Source organism: Vibrio sp. Of7-15, from assembly GCF_022347565.1.
In the GTDB taxonomy this organism is placed as follows: domain Bacteria; phylum Pseudomonadota; class Gammaproteobacteria; order Enterobacterales; family Vibrionaceae; genus NORP241.
The window spans coordinates 176,434-195,899 of record NZ_JAKRGH010000006.1; the positions used below are offsets into that span (position 1 = coordinate 176,434).

A 19,466-nucleotide genomic window follows, 5' to 3' on the forward strand; every position below is an offset into this window, starting at 1 on the left:
TCTGTTATGGTTGAAAAAATTTGGTTTAACAATCACCCGTTAGGTTGGCTATTGTGGCCGCTGTTATGGCCACTGAGCTTATTGTTTGCCTCTATTAGCGTAAACAGACGCCAAGCGTACCAAGTTGGTAAAAAAGAATCTTATCGTCCCAAAGTGCCTGTTGTGGTTGTGGGAAATATTACTGCTGGTGGTAACGGAAAAACGCCAGTGGTGGTGTGGTTGGTTGAAGAACTGAAAAAACGAGGCTTGCAGGCTGGGGTGGTTTCACGTGGTTACGGTGGTAAAGCGCCGCATTATCCTTATTTAGTGGATGATGTAACAACGGCGGAAATAGCGGGTGATGAGCCAGTGCTTATTCAGCGTCGTACTCAAGTGCCTGTTGCGGTTTCGCCGAACCGAAGTGAAGCTGTTAAGCTATTACTTGATCACAATGTGGATGTCATTATTACCGACGATGGGCTTCAGCATTATGCTTTACAGCGTGATGTAGAGCTTGTGGTGATTGATGGTCAGCGCCGATTTGGTAACCATCAATTTATTCCGCTTGGTCCGTTGCGTGAAGGCTTATCTCGCCTGAAAGAAGTGGATTTTAAAATCTGCAATGGTGGCGAAGCACAAGGGGCAGAAATACCAATGCAGCTCACACCAAGTAAACTGGTGAATCTTGTGAGCCTAGAGCAAAAAGACGCTTCTGAGCTTGAAGATGTGGTTGCGTTTGCGGGAATTGGGCATCCACCACGCTTTTTTAATACGCTAGAGAAACTAGATGCCAACGTGATCGCGACCAAAGCGTTTGTCGATCACCAGGCTTATAAAGAATCGGAGCTGGATGCGTTAGCTCAAAAAGGGCAGCATTTAGTGATGACAGAAAAAGATGCGGTGAAGTGCCGCAGTTTTGCTAAACCAAATTGGTGGTATTTACCTGTGGATGCAGAATTACCAACGCTACAAGCAGAACAAATTATTAATCGGATATTAGAGGTAAAAGAACAGTATGGATCATCGTCTACTTGAAATCGTTGCTTGTCCGGTGTGTAAAGGGAAGTTGAGTTATGACAAATCAAACCAAGAGCTGATTTGTAAAGTGGATCGTTTAGCTTATCCGATTAAAGAAGGTATTCCTGTAATGCTAGAGCCAGAAGCTCGCCGTGTAAGCATTGATGAGGTGGAATAAATGTCGTTTACGGTCATTATCCCAGCCCGTTATCAATCGAGTCGTTTACCTGCGAAGCCGTTAGCCGATATTTGTGGCAAGCCGATGATTCAATGGGTTTATGAGCAAGCTTCAAAAGCAGGCGCAGAACAAGTGATCATCGCGACAGATGATGAACGAATTCAAAAAGTGGTTGAAGGTTTTGGCGGTTTAGTATGCATGACTTCGCCTGATCATGACTCTGGTACAGAACGTTTAGCAGAAGTTATTGAAAAGTTTGATATTGCAGACGATCAAATTGTGGTGAATGTACAGGGTGATGAGCCACTCATTCCACCTTCCATCATTCGTCAGGTTGCGGATAACTTGGCATCGGTATCTGCACCAATGGCGACGTTAGCCATTGAGATTGAAGATGAGCAAGAAGTGTTTAACCCTAATGCGGTGAAAGTGGTAACGGATAAAGATGGCTTTGCTCTTTATTTTAGCCGGGCGACTATCCCTTGGGATCGTGATAGCTTTGCTACTAAGCCTGCTGAGATCAAGCAATCACTGCTTCGCCATATTGGTATTTATGCGTATCGAGCTGGCTTTATTAATACCTACATTAACTGGCAGCCAAGTGCGCTTGAAAAAATTGAGTGCTTAGAGCAGCTCCGTGTACTTTGGTATGGTGAGAAGATCCACGTAGCCGTTGCTCATGAAGCACCAGCAGCGGGTGTCGATACACCAGAAGATTTAGAAACGGTGCGAGCTATCATTAGCAGTCAATAGTTTCTGTTTGGGGCTATAAACATCAGATAGAAAAAAGGCCGGAATTATCTCTGGCCTTTTTTATTATTCATTTTAACGCATTTAGCTTAATTGCTTGGTATGCAAGTTAGTTACTTGGTCATGTCGGTTACCTTATCACTGACATTTTGCAAGATTTCCTTGGGCTCAAGCTTTGGCGTATTGTGAGCTTGTTGTTCTTTACTTATGACGTTATCACGTAGTTTTTGCCACCATAAACCAAGTTGTTCATACCAGTAGCGTTCACTTTGTTCTAAATACAGTGCTTTAGGCATGTATTTGTTCCAAACTTGACCAGCTGCATCATGTGCAAGGTAGTTAGTGGGTGCTGGGGTTGGGGTTAGTCCCGCGGCTTTGAACTCATTCATCGCACGTGGCATGTGACTGGCTGAAGTGACTAATGCCATTTGCCCTGTACCGACAAACACAGCAGCTTGTCTTGCTTCTTCCCATGTATCACGGGCTTTTTCGAGTAGCATAATGTCGGTTTTATGTACGCCTAAGGAAAGGGCAACTTTAGCTAACATTCTTGCATGGCTTACTTCAGAGCCACCAGCGTAACCAGATAAGATCAATTTGGCCCCCGGGTACATACGATAAATGCGAATGCCTTCAGACAATCGCATTAAGGCTGCACGGCTAAGTTCTGCTGTTGGTGGGATTTGATCATCGACCACATGCCCGTTGCCTAATACCATCACAAAATCGAGTGGTTTTTCGGGAGGCAGGAAAGCAGTGTATTGCCGTTCAAGAGGCAGCAATAACTGGGTCGATACGGGCTGGAATGAAAGAACAAAGATCCCGAGTATGGATGTGGTTAAGAGTACAGAGGCAAGAATTTTCTTTCGGGTAAACCATAAAATTAATAAACCGAGGCACCCAATTATCAGCAACGCTGGCAGGGGCATCAGAAACGACGAGAAAATTTTTTTCAGTTCAAACATACTTTGTAGTCCGAAATTCCATCAGTTAAGTGCGAAAAGCACTCACAAACCTTTATTCTTGTAGTGCTTGTGAGACAATGTGCGTCTTGAAAGAGTATCATAACTTAGCTGACGTGTTAGAAGACCGAAATTTCGACGATATTGCACACAAATTTGCAAAAAACATCTACGGATCTGAAAAAGGTGATATACGCCAAACCATTGTTTGGCAAGATATTGAGCAGATCTTAGCCTTATTGGAGCCTAGTAGTCCGGCTTTGCATATTCTTGATGCAGGTGGTGGCCTAGGGCAGATATCACAAAGAATAGCATTAAGAGGGCATCAGGTTGCATTATGTGACCTATCTTCTAAAATGCTGAAACTTGCCGAACAAGATATTGCAAAAAATGGTTTGCTTGAGCAGTATCGATTGATCCACAGCCCAGTACAAGATATCCAGCATCACTTGAATGAACCCGTTGACCTTGTATTATTCCATGCGGTGATGGAGTGGCTAGTTGATCCTAGAGTTGCCCTTGAAACATTATTAGAGCAAGTTAAACCCGGTGGTGTTGCTTCTATTATGTTCTATAACCATCATGGCTTGGTGTTGAAAAATGTGATTTGTGGCAACATTCCTCATGTTTTAGAAGGAATGCCACACCGAAAACGGTTTAAACTTCAGCCTCAAAAAGGGTTAAAACCAGAAGAGGTTTACCAATGGATAGAACAATCAGGCTTTACTATTCAGGGTAAATCAGGAATCCGTTCTTTCAGTGACTACATAGGTAATATGGAGTACATGGGAGATTATACTCCTGAGCAGGTTCTGGAGTTGGAACAACAGTTGTGCCGCCAAGAGCCCTATTTGTCTCTTGGTCGCTATATTCACGTTTGGGCTCAGAAGCCTCTGAGTGAAAACGATGAAACATAAGATGTACGTAAAGGACACCCAATGAGTGATTTTTCCCAAGATGTTCCTAGCCATACAGTAGATGAGCTGGTGAGTTGGGTGAAACAGCATGATTTCTCATTGAACTTGCCAACAGAACGGTTGGCATTTTTATTATCTATTGCTGTTTTAAGTAACGAAAGATTTGACGAAGAGTTAGGTGAAGGCGAGCTACAAGACGCGTTTGCTATTGTCAGTGGTCTGTTCGAACAATCCAAAGAAACCCTAGTATTTAGAGCCAATAATGCCATTAATGAATTGGTGAGACAGCGACTTATCAGCCGTTTTACCAGTGAAATGACGGAAGGGGCAAGTATTTATCGCTTAACCCCGCTTGCTATTGGTATTACGGATTACTATGTAAGGCACCGCGAGTTCTCTAAATTGAAGCTCTCGATTCAGCTCGCCATGGTAGCTGATGAAATTCATAAAGCGGCGGAATCGGCAAAGCAGGGTGGTAACGCTCAGTTTTGGCGTAAAAAAGTATACGGAGTCTTAAAGTATTCTGTTGCAGAGATCTTTGATCGAATCGATCTTAATCAACGCGTTATGGATGAGCAGCAACAGCAAGTCAAAGACGACATTGCTGAGCTTCTGAATCAAGATTGGCGTGAAGCAATTTCAAGCTGTGAGCAATTGCTGAATGAAACATCTGGCACGTTACAAGAGTTGCAAGATACTTTACAAGCGGCTGGCGATCAGCTTCAGACTCAGTTGCTTGATATTCAAGAACATGTTTATGGTGATCCTGAACTTGAGTTTATTGAATCTCTTCTTTATTCCCTTCAAATGAAGCTTGACCGAATCGTGAGCTGGGGCCAACAAGCCATCGATCTTTGGATTGGCTACGATCGTCATGTCCATAAGTTTATTCGAACAGCCATCGATATGGATAAGAACCGAGCTTTCAGTCAGCGGTTACGTCAATCGATTACCGATTACTTTGATGAGCCTTGGTTTCTTACTTATGCAGACGCTGAACGTTTGCGTGATTTACGCGATGAAACCTTAGTACTGCGTGATGATGAAGTAACCGGCATCGTTCCTACTGAAGTGGAATATGAAGAGTTGTCCGTGGTGAATGATCACCTTGCTGAACAAATAGAAGAAATGCTACTGCGCCATAAAGAAACTGGTGCTGCGATAGATTTGGGTACGGTTTTAAAAGAGTATTTATTGTCGCATCCACAAGCTCAACATTTTGATTTAGCCCGACTCGTTATTGATCAGGCTGTGCGCTTAGGCTACTCCGAAGCGGACTTCAAAGCCATTCAGCCCGATTGGCAGTCTATTAACGAATACGGTGCAAAGGTACAAGCCAATGTCATTGACAAATATTGAAGAATTTATGCCGGAAAAACTAGCAAAAGCGATTGCTAACCCTTTATTTCCGGCATTGGATAGCCTGCTGCGTTCAGGTCGTCATATTGCGAGCGAAGATTTAGATAACCACGCACTATTGTGTGAGTTTGATTCAGAACTAGGTGTGTTTTATCAGCGTTATAATGCTGAATTAGTAAAAGCACCGGAAGGTTTTTTCTACTTACGTCCTCGTTCAACGTCACTCATTGGCCGAAGTGTGCTGGCTGAGCTGGATATGCTGGTTGGCAAAGTATTGTGCTTTTTGTATTTAAGCCCAGAGCGTTTGGCGCACGAAGGCATTTTTACCAATCAAGAGTTGTATGAAGAGCTGATTGCACTGGCGGATGAAAAAAAATTAATGAAGCTAGTGACCAACCGTGCTACTGGCTCAGATTTGGATCGTGAAAAGCTGTACGAAAAAGTCAGAACGTCTTTACGCCGTTTACGCCGCTTAGGCATGATCATTCCGGTGGGTGAAAACGGTAAGTTTCGTATTAGTGAAGCGGTATTCCGTTTTGGTGCGGATGTCCGTGTCGGTGACGATGTGCGTGATGCCCAGCTTCGCTTGATCCGCGATGGTGAAGCGGTTGTTCATCAGCAAGAGCCAAGCCAGTCGAGCTTACTGCCAGAAGATGAAGCAGACGTTACTACTGAAGAACAGGAACAAAAAACAGTGTTGGAAGGTGAAGTATGATGATTGAGCGTGGTAAATATCAATCATTAACCATGGTTAACTGGAATGGTTTTTTTGCACGAACGTTTGACATAGATAGTCTAGTTACCACTCTTTCTGGTGGTAATGGTGCGGGTAAATCTACCACGATGGCCGCATTTATTACGGCTTTGATCCCAGACCAAACGTTACTTCATTTTCGTAATACGACAGAAGCAGGTAGCTCTCAGGCTTCTCGCGATAAAGGTTTACACGGTAAGTTAAAACCGGGTGCCTGTTATGCGGCGCTGGAAATTGTGAACTCACGTAAACAACGTGTCATTTTTGCTGTTAAGTTGCAGCAGGTTGCTGGCCGAGATAAGAAAGTGGACATTAAACCATTCATTATTCAAGGCTTACCAAGCGACATAAAACCAACGGAAATGCTGATTGAGTCTGTGTCTGAGAACCAGGCGCGTGTTCGTCAAATTAATGAAGTGAAAGAGCTGGCGAGTCAGTACGAAGAAGTTCAGTTTAAAGCGTTTAACTCAGTGACTGATTATCACGCGCAAATGTTTGAGTTGGGCGTATTACCGAAGAAATTACGTAATAGTAGTGACCGTTCTAAGTTTTATCGTCTGATTGAAGCATCTCTTTACGGCGGTATTTCCAGTGCCATTACTCGTTCATTGCGTGATTACCTATTGCCACAAAATGGCGGGGTAAAAAAAGCGTTCCAAGATATGGAAGCGGCGTTGCGTGAAAACCGCATGACGCTGGAAGCCATTAAGCTGACTCAATCTGATCGTGATTTGTTCAAGCACTTAATTACTGAGTCGACGAATTATGTGGCAGCTGACTACATGCGTCACGCTAATGAGCGCCGTAGTAAATTAGAGCAGACACTAAAGCACCGTTCGGAATTAATGGGCGCTCGCTCAACGATTTTTGACCAGTCTAACCTGCTCACTAATATGCAGTCTGAACTCGGTGAGTTAACCGAGCAGCAATCAGGGTTAGAGCAAGATCACCAAGCGTCGTCTGATCACCTTCAATTGGTTCAAAGTGCGGTTCGCCAGCAAGAAAAAATTGAACGCTACCAAGAAGATTTAGAGGAATTAACGGAACGCTTAGAAGAGCAAGTCATGGTGGTTGAAGAAGCCGCTGAACAGCTTGCTATTGCCGAAGAGCAGGCTCTACTGAGTGAAGATGAAGTTGATAGCTTAAAAACTCAGCTAGCTGATTATCAACAAGCGTTAGACATGCAGCAAACTCGTGCTTTGCAATATCAGCAAGCGGTGCAAGCGTTAGAAAAAGCTCAGCAGCTCACCAATGACCACGAGCTAAGCAAAGAGAATGCACAAGAGCGTCAAACGGATCTTAAAAAGCAGGAAGAGCTAAAAACAACGGCATTATTGGCGTTAAAACATAAAGTTGATATGTCTTCTGCGGCAGCGAAGCAGTTTGAGCGCGGGTTAGAACTCGTCACAAGCATTGCGGGTGTTGTAGAACGTACGGATGCCGCGAATAAAGCCAAAGAGTTGGTGGTAAAAGCGCGTCAGCTTGCTAATGTGACGGATCGTGCTGAGCAACTAAAAGCACAGTATCGTGACTTAGAGCGTTCAGTTCGTAACGTACGTCAGGCTCAAGAGTTAGCACAAAATTACCATAAACGTTTTTCTACAACGATTGATAGCGAACTGGTTCTTGCTGAAGAGCAAGCGCATCACGAAGCTGTACTTGAAACGTTAGAGCAAGACCAAGAAGTAACGGTTGAACAACGTGGTGAGCTTGGTCGTCAAGATCAACAGCTGCAAGCCACCATTGCTCGCCTAGAAAAGAGTGCTCCAGCTTGGATTGCAGCAAACGACAGCCTTGAAAAGCTAACCGAGCAAAGCGAGGCAGAGTTGTATGATGCGCAAGCGGTTATGGCGCAAATGCAATCGACGTTAGAGCGTGAACGTACACTGTCAACAGAGAAAGATCGCCTTGCTTTAAGAAAGACTCAACTAGATTCAGACATTGAGCGTTTAGCATCTCCTGGTGGCAGCGATGATGCCCGTTTACAAGGGTTGGCTGATACGCTAGGTGGTGTGCTGTTATCTGAAATTTACGATGATATTACCCTAGATGACGCGCCGTATTTTAGTTCGTTATATGGCCCAGCACGTCACGCGATTGTGGTTCCAGATTTAAAGGGCATCAAAGAAAAACTGGTGGACTTAGATGACTGCCCAGATGATCTTTATGTGATTGAAGGTGATATTGATGCCTTTGATGACAGCGTGTTCGATGCGGATGAAATGGAAGGGGCGGTGTGCGTTCACTTAAATGATCGTCAGCTTCGTTACTCTCGTTTTCCTGAGATTCCATTGTTCGGCCGTGCGGCTCGTGAACAACGTTTAGAACTGCTGCGTGAAGAGCGTGAAGAAGTGGTTGAGCACCATGCAAAAGCGGCTTTTGATGCTCAGAAATTGCAGCGTTTATATCAGAGCTTTAATAGCTTTGTTGCCAGTCACATGAGTGTGGCATTTGATCCGGATCCTGAGCAGGAGCTTAAAGTTGCACGTGAACAGCGTGGTCAAGTGACTCGCCAGCTTGCGGAGATCAAAAACAAAGAACAGCAACAGCGTAGTCAGTTATCACAGTCACGTGAAGCTTTGTCACTACTGGGTAAACTAGCCCCAGTTGTTGGCTTATTGGAAGACGATACCGTATTTGCCCGTTTTGAAGAGGTGCAAGAGCAGTTATCGAATATTGGCGAAGCTCAGCAGTTTATGAGCCTTCATGGTAAAGCCGTTAGTGAACTAGAAGGGCTAATAACCGCGTTAGAAGCTGATCCTGAGCAATTCGATGCCTTGCAAGAAGAGTACACACAAGCGGATAGCGATCTTCAACAACTAAAAGCGCAATTATTCGCAATTGCTGATTTGGTTGAGCGCCGTCATCACTTTGGTTATTCAGATTCGGTTGACTTGCTAAATAAAAGCAGTGAATTGAGTGAGCAATTAAAAGCGAAGCTGGTAGAGGCAGAGCGCGCTCGTACGCGTTGTCGTGATCAGCGTAAGCAGGCTCAAGCGCAAATGAACCAATACAATCAAGTGTTGGCTTCATTGAAGAGCTCACACCAAGCGAAGCAAGAAACGGTTCAAGAGTTTAAGCGTGAGCTTCAAGAGTTAGGTGTTCATGCGGACCACGAAGCAGAAGAACGTGCAAGACAGCGTCGTGATGAGCTTAATGAGCGTTTGCATAGCTCTCGTCAACGTTGTAGTGAGCTTGAAAAAGGCATTACATCGGTTGAGCTTGAGATTAAGTCTTTAGGGAAACGCATTCGTAAAGTTGAAAAAGAGTACAAAGAGTTTCGTAAGTTTGTTGTCGCGGCAAAAGCAGGCTGGTGCTCAGTGCTTCGCCTAGCGCGCGAAAATGACGTAGAGCGTCGTTTACACCGCCGTGAGTTGGCTTACTTATCGGCGGGCGAGCTTCGCTCCATGTCGGATAAGTCGTTGGGTGCGTTGCGTTTGGCTGTGGCGGACAATGAAGACTTACGCGATTCGTTACGTGCTTCTGAAGATAACGCGCGTCCAGAGCGTAAAGTTCTGTTCTATATTGCCGTTTATCAGCACCTTCGTGAGCGTATTCGACACGACATTATTCGTACTGACGATCCGGTTGAAGCCATTGAAGAGATGGAAGTAGAGCTTGCTCGTTTAACTGAGGAGCTGACTCAGCGTGAAAGCCGCTTAGCGATCAGTTCTGAAAGCGTAGCTAATCTGATCCGTAAGACGATTCAGCGTGAACAAAACCGTATTCGTATGCTGAACCAAGGGTTGTCGAATATTGGTTTTGGTCAGGTAAAAGGCGTGCGTTTGAATGTCAATGTTCGAGAAACTCACGCTACCTTACTGGCGGGACTGGCAGAACAGCAAGACCAACATCAAGATCTGTTCGGTAATCAACGTTTGACCTTCTCAGAGGCCATTGCGAAGTTGTATCAGCGTCTGAACCCTCATATTGAACTTGGACAGCGTTCACCACAGGTATTGGGTGAAGAGCTTCTGGATTACCGTAATTACCTAGAGTTGGGTATTGAAGTTAACCGTGGTTCAGATGGCTGGCTCCGTGCGGAATCTGGGGCTCTTTCTACGGGTGAAGCGATCGGTACGGGGCAGTCCATTCTTCTGATGGTTGTTCAAAGTTGGGAAGATGAATCTCGCCGTTTACGCAGCAAAGACATTTTGCCTTGTCGCTTGTTGTTCCTTGATGAAGCGGCCCGATTGGATGCGAAATCCATTTCAACACTGTTTGAGTTGTGTGACCGATTGGATATGCAATTATTGATTGCTGCACCGGAGAACATTAGCCCAGAAAAAGGGACGACCTATAAGCTGGTTCGTAAGATATTCAAAGATCATGAACACGTTCATGTTGTCGGGTTACGAGGGTTTGGTCAGGAGTCGCTAGCACCGACAACGGGCGTTCACAGTATTTTAGAGATTGATCCCATTTCTTAACATTTCTCTATCTTGTTGATTTTATAAAACCGTCTCTTGTAGGCGGTTTTTTTTGTGCTTCAATACCACCTTATTCACAAAAATAACAAACTAATAACTATATTAATTAGACATATTTGTTAATAAATTTTCACAAAAAACCTTAACTGGATACATCTCTGGATGAGCTCAAAAAAGTAGTGAATAAAAGGGTTTATAGAGAATATTTGATTGAACCCTAATAAATGTGTGGTCTATCATTTACCCAAAAGTGGTTAGTTAAATCATTAACAATTTCTATCAAATTCTGGGCTAAAACGATAAAGCAGGAATTAATTATGAGTGATGTTAAAAATATGAATAGTGAAAAAACACGTTCATCAGAGTGGAAAGCGTTTTTCTTTATCACTGTGGTTCTGTTTCCAATCCTTAGTGTTGGTTTCGTGGGCGCATACGGCTTTTCTGTGTGGTTCATGCAGGTGTTTTTCTTAGGCCTTCCAGGTCATGGCGGTTGATTTCTCGGCTCTGCCATTAAACAAATAAGAATCTAAAACAAGAGTAATGAGTATGATGTCATTTATTAAAAAAGCTTGGGCGGTGTTTGCGCGCCCAAGTGTCCATATCAGCCTAGGTGTGTTAACCCTTGGTGGATTTATCGCTGGTATTATTTTCTGGGGCGGTTTTAACACGGCACTAGAAGCGACCAATACCGAAGAGTTTTGTGTGAGCTGTCATGCTGACAACATTCAGCCAGAATACGCAGGTACGATTCACGATAAGAACCGTTCTGGTGTTCGTGCTACGTGTCCTGACTGTCACGTACCTCACGACTGGACTTCAAAAATTGCTCGTAAGATGCAAGCAAGTAAAGAAGTATTCGCGCATGTATTTGGTTTTATCGATACCCAAGAAAAATTTGAAGATCGCCGCATCATTTTAGCTCAACATGAGTGGGACCGTTTTAGTGCGAACAAATCTCTTGAGTGTCGTAACTGTCATGACTACGACGGCATGGACTTCGAAAAAATGAAGCCAACAGCTCGTATTCAGATGAAGCAGGCAAAAGAGCGTGATCAAAGCTGTGTTGACTGTCATAAAGGTATCGCTCACCACCTTCCTAAAGATATGGACAGCAGTGGCGGTATGATTGGTGAACTTGAGCAACTGGCTTCAAACACGAAATATGAAAAAGGCAACAGCTACGTAAGTGTTCGTCACCTTCCTCTTTATGAAGACAAAGAAATGTCAGTGGAAGCGGGTCTTCTGAATCCGGCATCGACTGTCACTATGATTAACGAAAGTAACGATGCAATCGAAGTTGAAGTGTCTGGTTGGCGTAAAGTGAAAGGCTTTGGTCGCGTAATTCAAGAAGACTTCGGTATGAACATCGCTGTGGGTTCTCTATTGAAAGAAACAGCGCAAAATGATCAATTCATTGAGAAGTTTGAAACGAAGGAAGATGACCTAACAGGCTTACCTTGGCAGCGCGTAAGTGCAAAACTTTGGATGAAGAAAGAAGCGCTTCTTTCAGATGTTCAACCTATTTGGGACAAAGCAGAGCAATCCTACAAAACAAACTGCTCTGTATGTCATACACAACCAGCTGAAGCTCACTTCGACGCAAACACTTGGCCTGGCATGTTTAACGGTATGATGGCATTCGTTAACTTCGACACAGACAGTAAAGCATTGGTATTGAAGTACCTACAGAAGCACTCTTCAGATTTTTCTGACGAAGCACACTAAGCGATTGATGGAGCAGATTAAGTATGTCTATTAGCAGAAGAAGTTTTCTAAAGGGCGTGGCAACAACAAGTGCAGTATCGGTTGTTGGTCCTAGCTTATTAATGTCATCAAAAGCAAGTGCAGCAGAAACAACGGGAACGTGGAAAGTTTCAGGTTCTCACTGGGGTGCATTCCGTGCACACATCTATGCGGGTAAAGTACAAGAGATCAAGCCTCTTGAGCTAGACAAGCACCCAACGGACATGATCAACGGCGTGAGAGGGGTGATCTACAATGCTTCTCGTGTTCGTTACCCAATGGTGCGTTTAGATTGGCTGAAAAAGCACAAATACAGCACAGAAACTCGTGGTAACAACCGTTTTGTTCGTGTGACATGGGATGAAGCACTAGACTTGTTCTACCGCGAGCTAGAGCGTATTCAAAAAGACTACGGTCCATGGGCATTGCATGCAGGCCAAACGGGCTGGCGTCAAACAGGTCAGTTCCATAGCTGTACAAGCCACATGCAACGTGCTGTTGGTATGCATGGTAACTTCATCACCAAAGTAGGGGATTACTCTACTGGTGCTGGCCAGACGATTTTACCGTACGTTCTTGGCTCTACTGAGGTTTATGCACAAGGTACGTCTTGGTCTGAAATCTTATCTAACAGTAAGAACATCATTTTATGGGCAAATGATCCAGTGAAAAACCTACAGGTTGGCTGGAACTGTGAAACTCATGAGTCTTTCCCATACTTGGCGCAGCTGAAAGAGAAAGTGGCTGCGGGTGAGATCAATGTGATTTCTGTTGACCCTGTGAAAAACAAAACACAGCGTTACCTAGAAAATGAGCACATGTACATCAACCCATTGACTGATGTGGCATTCATGCTGGCATTGGCTCATACGTTGTACACAGAAGATCTGTACGATAAGAAGTTCATTGATACTTACTGCTTAGGTTTCGATGAGTTTGTTCCTTACCTAATGGGTGAGAGCAAAGACAAAGTTGAGAAAACGCCAGAGTGGGCTGCTGAGATCTGTGGTATTTCTGCTGACGAAATCCGTAAGTTTGCACGTCTTCTAGTGGCAGAACGTACTCAGCTGCTGTTTGGTTGGTGTATTCAGCGTCAAGAGCATGGTGAACAGCCATATTGGATGGGTGCTGTACTGGCGGCGATGATTGGTCAGATTGGTTTACCAGGTGGTGGTATTTCTTATGGTCACCACTATAGTGGTATCGGTGTACCATCGACAGGTTTTGCTGCGCCGGGTGGTTTCCCACGTAACGTAGACCAAGGTCAAAAACCAAAATGGGACAACAATGACTTTAACGGCTACAGCCGTACGATCCCTGTTGCTCGTTGGATTGACTGTTTGCTAGAGCCGGGTAAAGAGATCCGTTATAACGGTTCAAAAGTAAAACTGCCAGATTACAAAATGATGGTGATTTCGGGTAACAACCCGTGGCATCACCACCAAGATCGTAACCGCATGAAGAAAGCGTTTAAGAAGCTTCAGACTGTGGTGACTATCGATTTTGCTTGGACTGCAACCTGTCGTTTCTCAGACATCGTATTACCAGCATGTACACAGTTTGAACGTAACGATATTGATGTTTACGGTTCTTACTCTGGTCGTGGCTTAATTGCGATGCAGAAACTGGTTGACCCGCTGTACCAATCTCGTACGGATTTCCACATCTTTACTGAGCTTGCGCGTCGTTTCGGTAAGCACAAAGAATACACCCGTGGCATGGATGAGATGGAGTGGGTACGCTCACTGTACAACGATTGTCGTAAAGCGAATGAAAATAAGTTCGAGATGCCAGAATTCGATGCTTTCTGGGAAAAAGGTGTTTTAGATTTCGGTACAGGTAAACCTTGGGTTCGTCATGCTGATTTCCGTAAAGATCCAGAAATCAACGCATTAGGTACGCCATCAGGCTTCATTGAAATTTCAAGTCGTAAGATCGGTCGTTACAACTACGAACACTGTCAAGGCCACCCAATGTGGTTTGAGAAGAGTGAACGTTCACACGGTGGTCCTGGTTCTGAAAAACACCCATTCTGGATGCAGTCTTGTCACCCTGATAAGCGTTTGCATTCACAAATGTGTGAATCAGATGAATTCCGTGCCACTTACACCGTACAAGATCGTGAGCCTGTTTATATCAACCCTATTGATGCGAAAGCGAAAGGCATTAAAGACGGCGACTTAGTACGCGTATTTAATGACCGTGGTCAGCTTCTGGCGGGTGCGGTATTAATGGACAGCTATTCTCAAGGTGTGATTCGTATTGAAGAAGGCGCTTGGTATGGCCCTCTAAATGAAAAAGACGGTGCAATCTGTACATACGGTGATCCAAACACCCTAACACAAGATATTCCATCTTCTGAGTTAGCGCAGGCAACCAGTGCGAATACGTGTCTAGTAGACTTTGAAAAGTACACCGGTACGGTTCCACCAGTAACAAGCTTCGGCGGTCCAATCGAAGAGAGTTAATCGACTCGATATAGCTCAAGATGTAGTTATTGATGAAAAAAGCCCGATCTAATTATTTAGATCGGGCTTTTTCTTTGGAGCGCTAAAGGTTCAGTGAACGTCTGACTTTTAGCTTGGTTGTGTTTATTATTTGAACGTTTATTACGCTTTATCTTTGGCTAAATCGCTAGCCGCTGTGTTTTTGTACTCTTTTATTTCACCAGCATTCAAGCGTTGTAAGTACTCTCCTAAATCACGTTTGATTTCTGGCGCCATAATGTAAAGGCCAACAATGTTGACTAGAGCCATGGCAAAAATCATCGCATCAGAGAAGTCAATTACTGGGCCTAAGTTCATGGCTGCACCAATCACAACAAATACACAGAAAAGCAGTTTGAAAGAAAGCGCTGATTGTTTACTTTCACCAAATAGGTAGGTCCATGCTTTTAAACCATAGTAAGACCAAGAGATCATGGTTGAAAATGCAAAGAGTACAACAGCAATTGCCAGAATCAGTGGGAACCATGAAATAGAGCTTTCAAAAGCGGCAGAAGTCAGTGCGACACCCGTTAAACCTGAATCGGCCTGCAGTTGACCAGTAATGATGATCACGAGAGCGGTCATGGTACAAATCACAACAGTATCAATGAAAGGTTCTAGTAGTGACACGAAACCTTCTGAAAGAGGCTCTTTAGTTTTAACTGCTGAGTGAGCAATCGCGGCAGAACCAACCCCCGCTTCGTTGGAAAAAGCAGCTCGTTTAAAGCCTTGGATTAAAACACCAATCACACCACCAGTGACACCTTCACCCGTAAAGGCACCATTGATAATAGCGGCAAACGCATCGTCAATACGATCGAAGTTCATGCCAATAATAATCAGTGCGGCACCTACATAAACAATCGCCATGAAAGGAACGACTTTTTCAGTGACTTTCGCAATAGACTTGATGCCGCCAATAATCACAACAGCAACCAAAACAGCAAGCACAATCCCAAATAACCAGCCTTTGTCGGCAAGGAAAGAGGCATCCCCGCCCGTTACGCCAACTACTTGCTTAAATGCTTGGTTTGCTTGGAACATGTTACCGCCACCCAGTGCACCACCAATTGCGAATACTGAGAAAAGAACAGCAAGCGTACGACCGAAAGCGGCGTTACCACGTTTCTCTAAACCTTTGCTCAGATAGTACATTGGGCCACCAGAAATACTGCCATCTGGGTTAGTTGTACGATACTTAACAGCCAGTGAACACTCGACAAACTTGGTCGACATACCCAATAAGCCAGCTAGAATCATCCAGAACGTGGCACCCGCACCACCAATGGAAATCGCAACAGCCACACCAGCAATGTTACCAAGACCAACAGTGCCGGATAAAGCGGTGGTTAGTGCTTGAAAGGGAGTGACGTCACCAGAGTCTTTCGGGTTGGAATAATCTCCTTTGACAATTTTAACCGCGTGCTTAAAGCCACGGACATTAATAAAACCTAAATAAACTGTGAAGAAAACCGCTGCGATTACTAACCACAATACGATCCAAGGCATTTGCACATCGCTAAAAGGGAGTGGAATGGTTGAGAAAATCATTCCAACAAAAGGGTTTACGATGGGGGCAACTACATTATTTATTTGATCATCGATAGAACTGGCTTGCGCACTTCCTACGCTGGCAAACAACGCCGCTAGGGAGATTAGTCGTGTCATATGTAACTTCCTTTGTTTAACAAGCGAAACTTGAATTTGTTATTATTATGTTAACTATTATTTCAAAAAGTAACATATCAGGACTATCTCTTAGAATAAAGCCACTTTTGCAAACTTTTATAAGAGTTGTGATCTTCTATTTTATTAACGTTATGCTGTGAAATTGACTGAATAAACGCCATTTTTATGATTTTATTTTCTTTAAAAGTGACTGAATATTCATTGTAAAAGTGGTTAGTATCATACTGATTGTGATGATTTTGGTTAAAAATATTTATAATTTAAATTGATGATAAAAAGGCGGAATGGTTAAAGGTGGTAAGTTCAATCCCTTTAAAATAGAGGGGAGTAGAATGCGTTTTATTATAGAGCCAAGTGTTATTCTTTTTTGAAATTCTAGTCGGATTATTTTTTCTAATCCATTTCATTATAAACTATCGTGCATAAATCTCTCCTGCTGACTTGCTGATGTTCTTTTTCGAGATTAACATCTTGCCACTATTAGAGTGTTTATCAGTGTTTAAAATCTGACCAAATACTATTCTGCTTCTGTTAAGTAAATAAGAGGATTATTGTGGAGCATTCACCTTATGCGAACAAAATGGCAAGACTGCTCGTTTTAGTTGTTGTGATGGCAGCAGTAGGCCAAATGACACAAACGATGTATGTGCCTTCTATTGCTGATATGGCCTCGCATTTTTCGGTGCCTGCTACTTATTTACAAGCGGTAATGGCGGCGTATTTAATTCCTTATGGCTTATCGCAGTTTGTTTATGGCCCATTGTCTGATCGTATTGGTCGTCGTCCAGTGGTATTGATAGGTATGTCTATCTTTATTGTGGGCTCGATCGTGTCGCTAACAGCACCGAACTTCGAGCTATTCTTAGTGGGTAGTTTTATTCAGGGTATGGGGACCGGGTGTAGTGGTGCGATGGCACGAACGGTGACTCGTGACTGTTTTGAAGGCCCAATGCTTCATAAAGCAAACAGCATGGTGAGTATGGGCGTTATTTTCTCCCCATTGCTAGCCCCTGTACTAGGTGGCCTATTAACAAGCTGGTTTGATTGGACGGCGACTTATCAGTTTTTATTGATCATGGGCATCGTTGTTACGGTTGTGATGTATTTATTCTTTATGGAAACACTTCCGGAAGAGCGTCGTCAGCCTGAAAAAGTACTAACAAGTTACCGCTATGTACTAGGTAACCCGCGTTATCAAGGGTACTTACTTTGCCTGATTGCGACTTTTGCGGGTATTGCCGTCTATGAAGCTGCAGTTGGGGTGTTACTCGGTGGTGTTTTAAAACTAGATAGTGCAACGGTAAGTTGGTTATTTGTAATGCCATTACCGGGTTACTTCTTAGGTAGTTGGTTATCCGGTTATTTAATTAAGTACATGCCTTGTAGTCGTATGTTGTTTATTTCTTCTATTGCGCTTGTATTAGGCAGTGTGGTTATCATCGTTCCAGGTATGGCTGGGCAAGTAACGGTAGGTACATTAATTGGTGGTGGTTTCTTATACTTCCTTGGTGCGGGCGTGTTATTTCCGGCTGCGACAACGGCAGCTATTTCACCATTTCCTAATCATGCCGGTACAGCGGGTGCCGTTCTGGGTGGCGCACAAAATTTAGGGGCAGGTGTTGCAGCAATGGCGGCTTCGTTTATGGCGATGGACAATCAGTTTAACCTTGGGGCTATCATGGCCGTCGTATCGACACTAACGGTTGTGAGCCTGTTATGGGTGAGAAACCAAAAAGACACGTCAGATTTGGAAGTTGCTCTGTAATACTTTGGTTTTGAGAACAGGCAATAAAAAAGGCATAGTGAAGAAATTCAGTATGCCTTTTTTGATGATGGTTATTAATTAATCACGCTTCCACAGCATGTGGCAGAATTTATTATCAGGGTCGCGGCTGATTAGCATACGAGCGAACACATCATCTAATACGTCACTGTCTTCATCAACCAAACCAATGCGCACTTCTGCGTAGGTTTCTTTATCTACATTGAAACCAACTTGCTCACTCCAGTCATCACCTGTTTCAACGACTTCTGCCGCACCACGGTCGTCAAATTGAGCCGTGAAAATGATGACATCGGCAGGCTCTAGGTTGTCTGGGGCCATTTCAAGAAAAATGTCGTAAGCAGCATCGATAACATCATCGTAAGAGATAAGCGTATTTTGTTCAGTTGTCATGATTGATTCACTATCAGTAAAGATGAACTTATTAGAGCATAATTTAGAGAAGGGGGATAGATCTCACGGCTTTAGTTCTTGTGGTGTTAAACAGAGGCAGTTAGCATAGCGCAACTAAATTGAACGACTCTTAGTTACGGAATTCACATGACAATCAAATCTATTACGATTAAATCAGAGCCTTTACGTTTTCTAGATGTAGGTGAAGGACCCGCGCTGTTATTTGGTCATGGCTATTTATTGAACATGGATATGTGGCGTTCGCAAATTGATCTGCTGAGTCAATCATACCGTTGTATTGTTCCTGATTTATGGGGCCATGGTGAAAGCCTCACGATCCCTGAAAATACTCGCTCATTGGCAGATGTTGCCGATGATATGCTGACTTTAATGGATAGCCTAGATATTGATACCTTTTCTCTGGTTGGCTTTTCTATTGGTGCGATGTGGGGAGCCGAAGTGGCTATCAAAGCGCCTAGCCGAGTAACGTCATTTGTGATGGCTGATTCATTTTTAGGTTTTGAGCCTGAAGTATTAACAGCAAAATACAATAAGATGTTAGCGAATATTCAGCAGTTGAACTTGATCCCTGCACCAACGATTGAGGAGATTGTCCCTCTTTATTTTGCTCATAATGCTGAGCAAAACACACCTCAACTACTGAATGAGATGCGTTCTACATTATCATTATTTGATGCTAGCCGTATTCCTGCGATTGTGGTCGTTGGGCACATGCAGTTTAACCGCCGAGAGATTTTATTGGACTTTGAAAAGCTGGCATTACCTGTATTGTTGTTGGTAGGACAAGAGGATAAGCAGCGTCCTTATCTTGAAAGCTACTTAATGCATGATTCTATTGATGGCAGTGAATTTGTTGTGATCCCAAATGCTGGCCATGTTTCGAATATCGAACAGCCAGATGTGTTTAATAAAGCACTTGTTGATTTCCTAGCTAAGCATCATTAATTATTTATTCTGTACTTATAATGTTAAGTCGTAGAGGTGCCTCTATGGCTTAATGTTTTT

15 protein-coding genes are annotated in these 19,466 nt (G+C 43.7%); 12 read left to right on the plus strand and 3 right to left on the minus strand.

Annotated elements, in window-relative coordinates; all coding sequences use genetic code 11:
* Positions 1-6: 6 nt before the first annotated feature.
* The 3 genes from lpxK to kdsB are packed head-to-tail and all read left to right on the plus strand — an operon-like array spanning position 7 to position 1,927.
* The gene (lpxK, locus tag MHO82_RS09550) at positions 7-1,014 is read left to right on the plus strand and encodes a tetraacyldisaccharide 4'-kinase (RefSeq protein ID WP_239183708.1); all 1,008 of its coding nucleotides are present in this window, start codon (positions 7-9) and stop codon (positions 1,012-1,014) included.
* On the plus strand, positions 995-1,174 hold the full coding sequence (locus tag MHO82_RS09555) for a Trm112 family protein (protein WP_239183709.1): 180 nt from the start codon (positions 995-997) through the stop codon (positions 1,172-1,174). The genes lpxK and MHO82_RS09555 overlap by 20 nt, the downstream gene beginning before the upstream one ends.
* Complete coding sequence (gene kdsB, locus MHO82_RS09560; RefSeq protein ID WP_239183710.1) at positions 1,175-1,927, plus strand: 3-deoxy-manno-octulosonate cytidylyltransferase; 753 nt, start codon at positions 1,175-1,177, stop codon at positions 1,925-1,927. It begins immediately after the preceding gene.
* A gap of 110 nt (positions 1,928-2,037) precedes the next feature.
* Here the strand turns inward: kdsB and elyC are convergent, their stop codons facing one another.
* Positions 2,038-2,889, minus strand: a complete 852-nt coding sequence (gene elyC / locus MHO82_RS09565; RefSeq protein ID WP_239183711.1) for an envelope biogenesis factor ElyC — start codon at positions 2,887-2,889, stop codon at positions 2,038-2,040.
* Positions 2,890-3,002: 113 nt separating this feature from the next.
* Between elyC and cmoM the strand changes: the two genes are divergently transcribed.
* The 7 genes from cmoM (at position 3,003) to torA (ending at position 14,557) form a co-directional block, all read left to right on the plus strand.
* Complete coding sequence (cmoM, locus tag MHO82_RS09570) at positions 3,003-3,803, plus strand: tRNA uridine 5-oxyacetic acid(34) methyltransferase CmoM (protein WP_239183754.1); 801 nt, start codon at positions 3,003-3,005, stop codon at positions 3,801-3,803.
* Between the two features lie 21 nt (positions 3,804-3,824).
* Positions 3,825-5,162: a chromosome partition protein MukF gene (mukF, locus tag MHO82_RS09575; RefSeq protein ID WP_239183712.1), complete on the plus strand. Its 1,338-nt coding sequence runs from the start codon at positions 3,825-3,827 to the stop codon at positions 5,160-5,162.
* A complete protein-coding gene (gene mukE / locus MHO82_RS09580) occupies positions 5,143-5,877 on the plus strand; it encodes a chromosome partition protein MukE (protein WP_239183713.1) in 735 nt (244 codons plus the stop codon). The genes mukF and mukE overlap by 20 nt, the downstream gene beginning before the upstream one ends.
* A complete protein-coding gene (mukB, locus tag MHO82_RS09585; RefSeq protein WP_239183755.1) occupies positions 5,877-10,346 on the plus strand; it encodes a chromosome partition protein MukB in 4,470 nt (1,489 codons plus the stop codon). The genes mukE and mukB overlap by 1 nt, the downstream gene beginning before the upstream one ends.
* A gap of 317 nt (positions 10,347-10,663) precedes the next feature.
* Entirely contained in the window at positions 10,664-10,840 is a 177-nt protein-coding gene (torE, locus tag MHO82_RS09590) for a trimethylamine N-oxide reductase system protein TorE (protein WP_239183714.1), read from the plus strand.
* 52 nt (positions 10,841-10,892) lie between these two features.
* Positions 10,893-12,071: a pentaheme c-type cytochrome TorC gene (gene torC / locus MHO82_RS09595; RefSeq protein ID WP_239183715.1), complete on the plus strand. Its 1,179-nt coding sequence runs from the start codon at positions 10,893-10,895 to the stop codon at positions 12,069-12,071.
* A gap of 23 nt (positions 12,072-12,094) precedes the next feature.
* The gene (torA, locus tag MHO82_RS09600; RefSeq protein ID WP_239183716.1) at positions 12,095-14,557 is read left to right on the plus strand and encodes a trimethylamine-N-oxide reductase TorA; all 2,463 of its coding nucleotides are present in this window, start codon (positions 12,095-12,097) and stop codon (positions 14,555-14,557) included.
* A gap of 141 nt (positions 14,558-14,698) precedes the next feature.
* On the opposite strand, the gene MHO82_RS09605 is transcribed toward torA, so the two are convergent.
* Complete coding sequence (locus tag MHO82_RS09605) at positions 14,699-16,243, minus strand: alanine/glycine:cation symporter family protein (protein ID WP_239183717.1); 1,545 nt, start codon at positions 16,241-16,243, stop codon at positions 14,699-14,701.
* A 601-nt stretch (positions 16,244-16,844) separates the two neighbouring features.
* On the opposite strand from MHO82_RS09605, the gene emrD reads away from it, so the two are divergent.
* Positions 16,845-18,029: a multidrug efflux MFS transporter EmrD gene (gene emrD / locus MHO82_RS09610; RefSeq protein WP_239183718.1), complete on the plus strand. Its 1,185-nt coding sequence runs from the start codon at positions 16,845-16,847 to the stop codon at positions 18,027-18,029.
* Positions 18,030-18,107: 78 nt separating this feature from the next.
* Here emrD and MHO82_RS09615 read toward each other — a convergent pair whose 3' ends face one another.
* Positions 18,108-18,440: an HI1450 family dsDNA-mimic protein gene (locus MHO82_RS09615; RefSeq protein WP_239183719.1), complete on the minus strand. Its 333-nt coding sequence runs from the start codon at positions 18,438-18,440 to the stop codon at positions 18,108-18,110.
* A gap of 147 nt (positions 18,441-18,587) precedes the next feature.
* On the opposite strand from MHO82_RS09615, the gene MHO82_RS09620 reads away from it, so the two are divergent.
* Positions 18,588-19,406, plus strand: a complete 819-nt coding sequence (locus MHO82_RS09620; RefSeq protein WP_239183720.1) for an alpha/beta hydrolase — start codon at positions 18,588-18,590, stop codon at positions 19,404-19,406.
* The last annotated feature ends 60 nt before the right edge of the window (positions 19,407-19,466 follow it).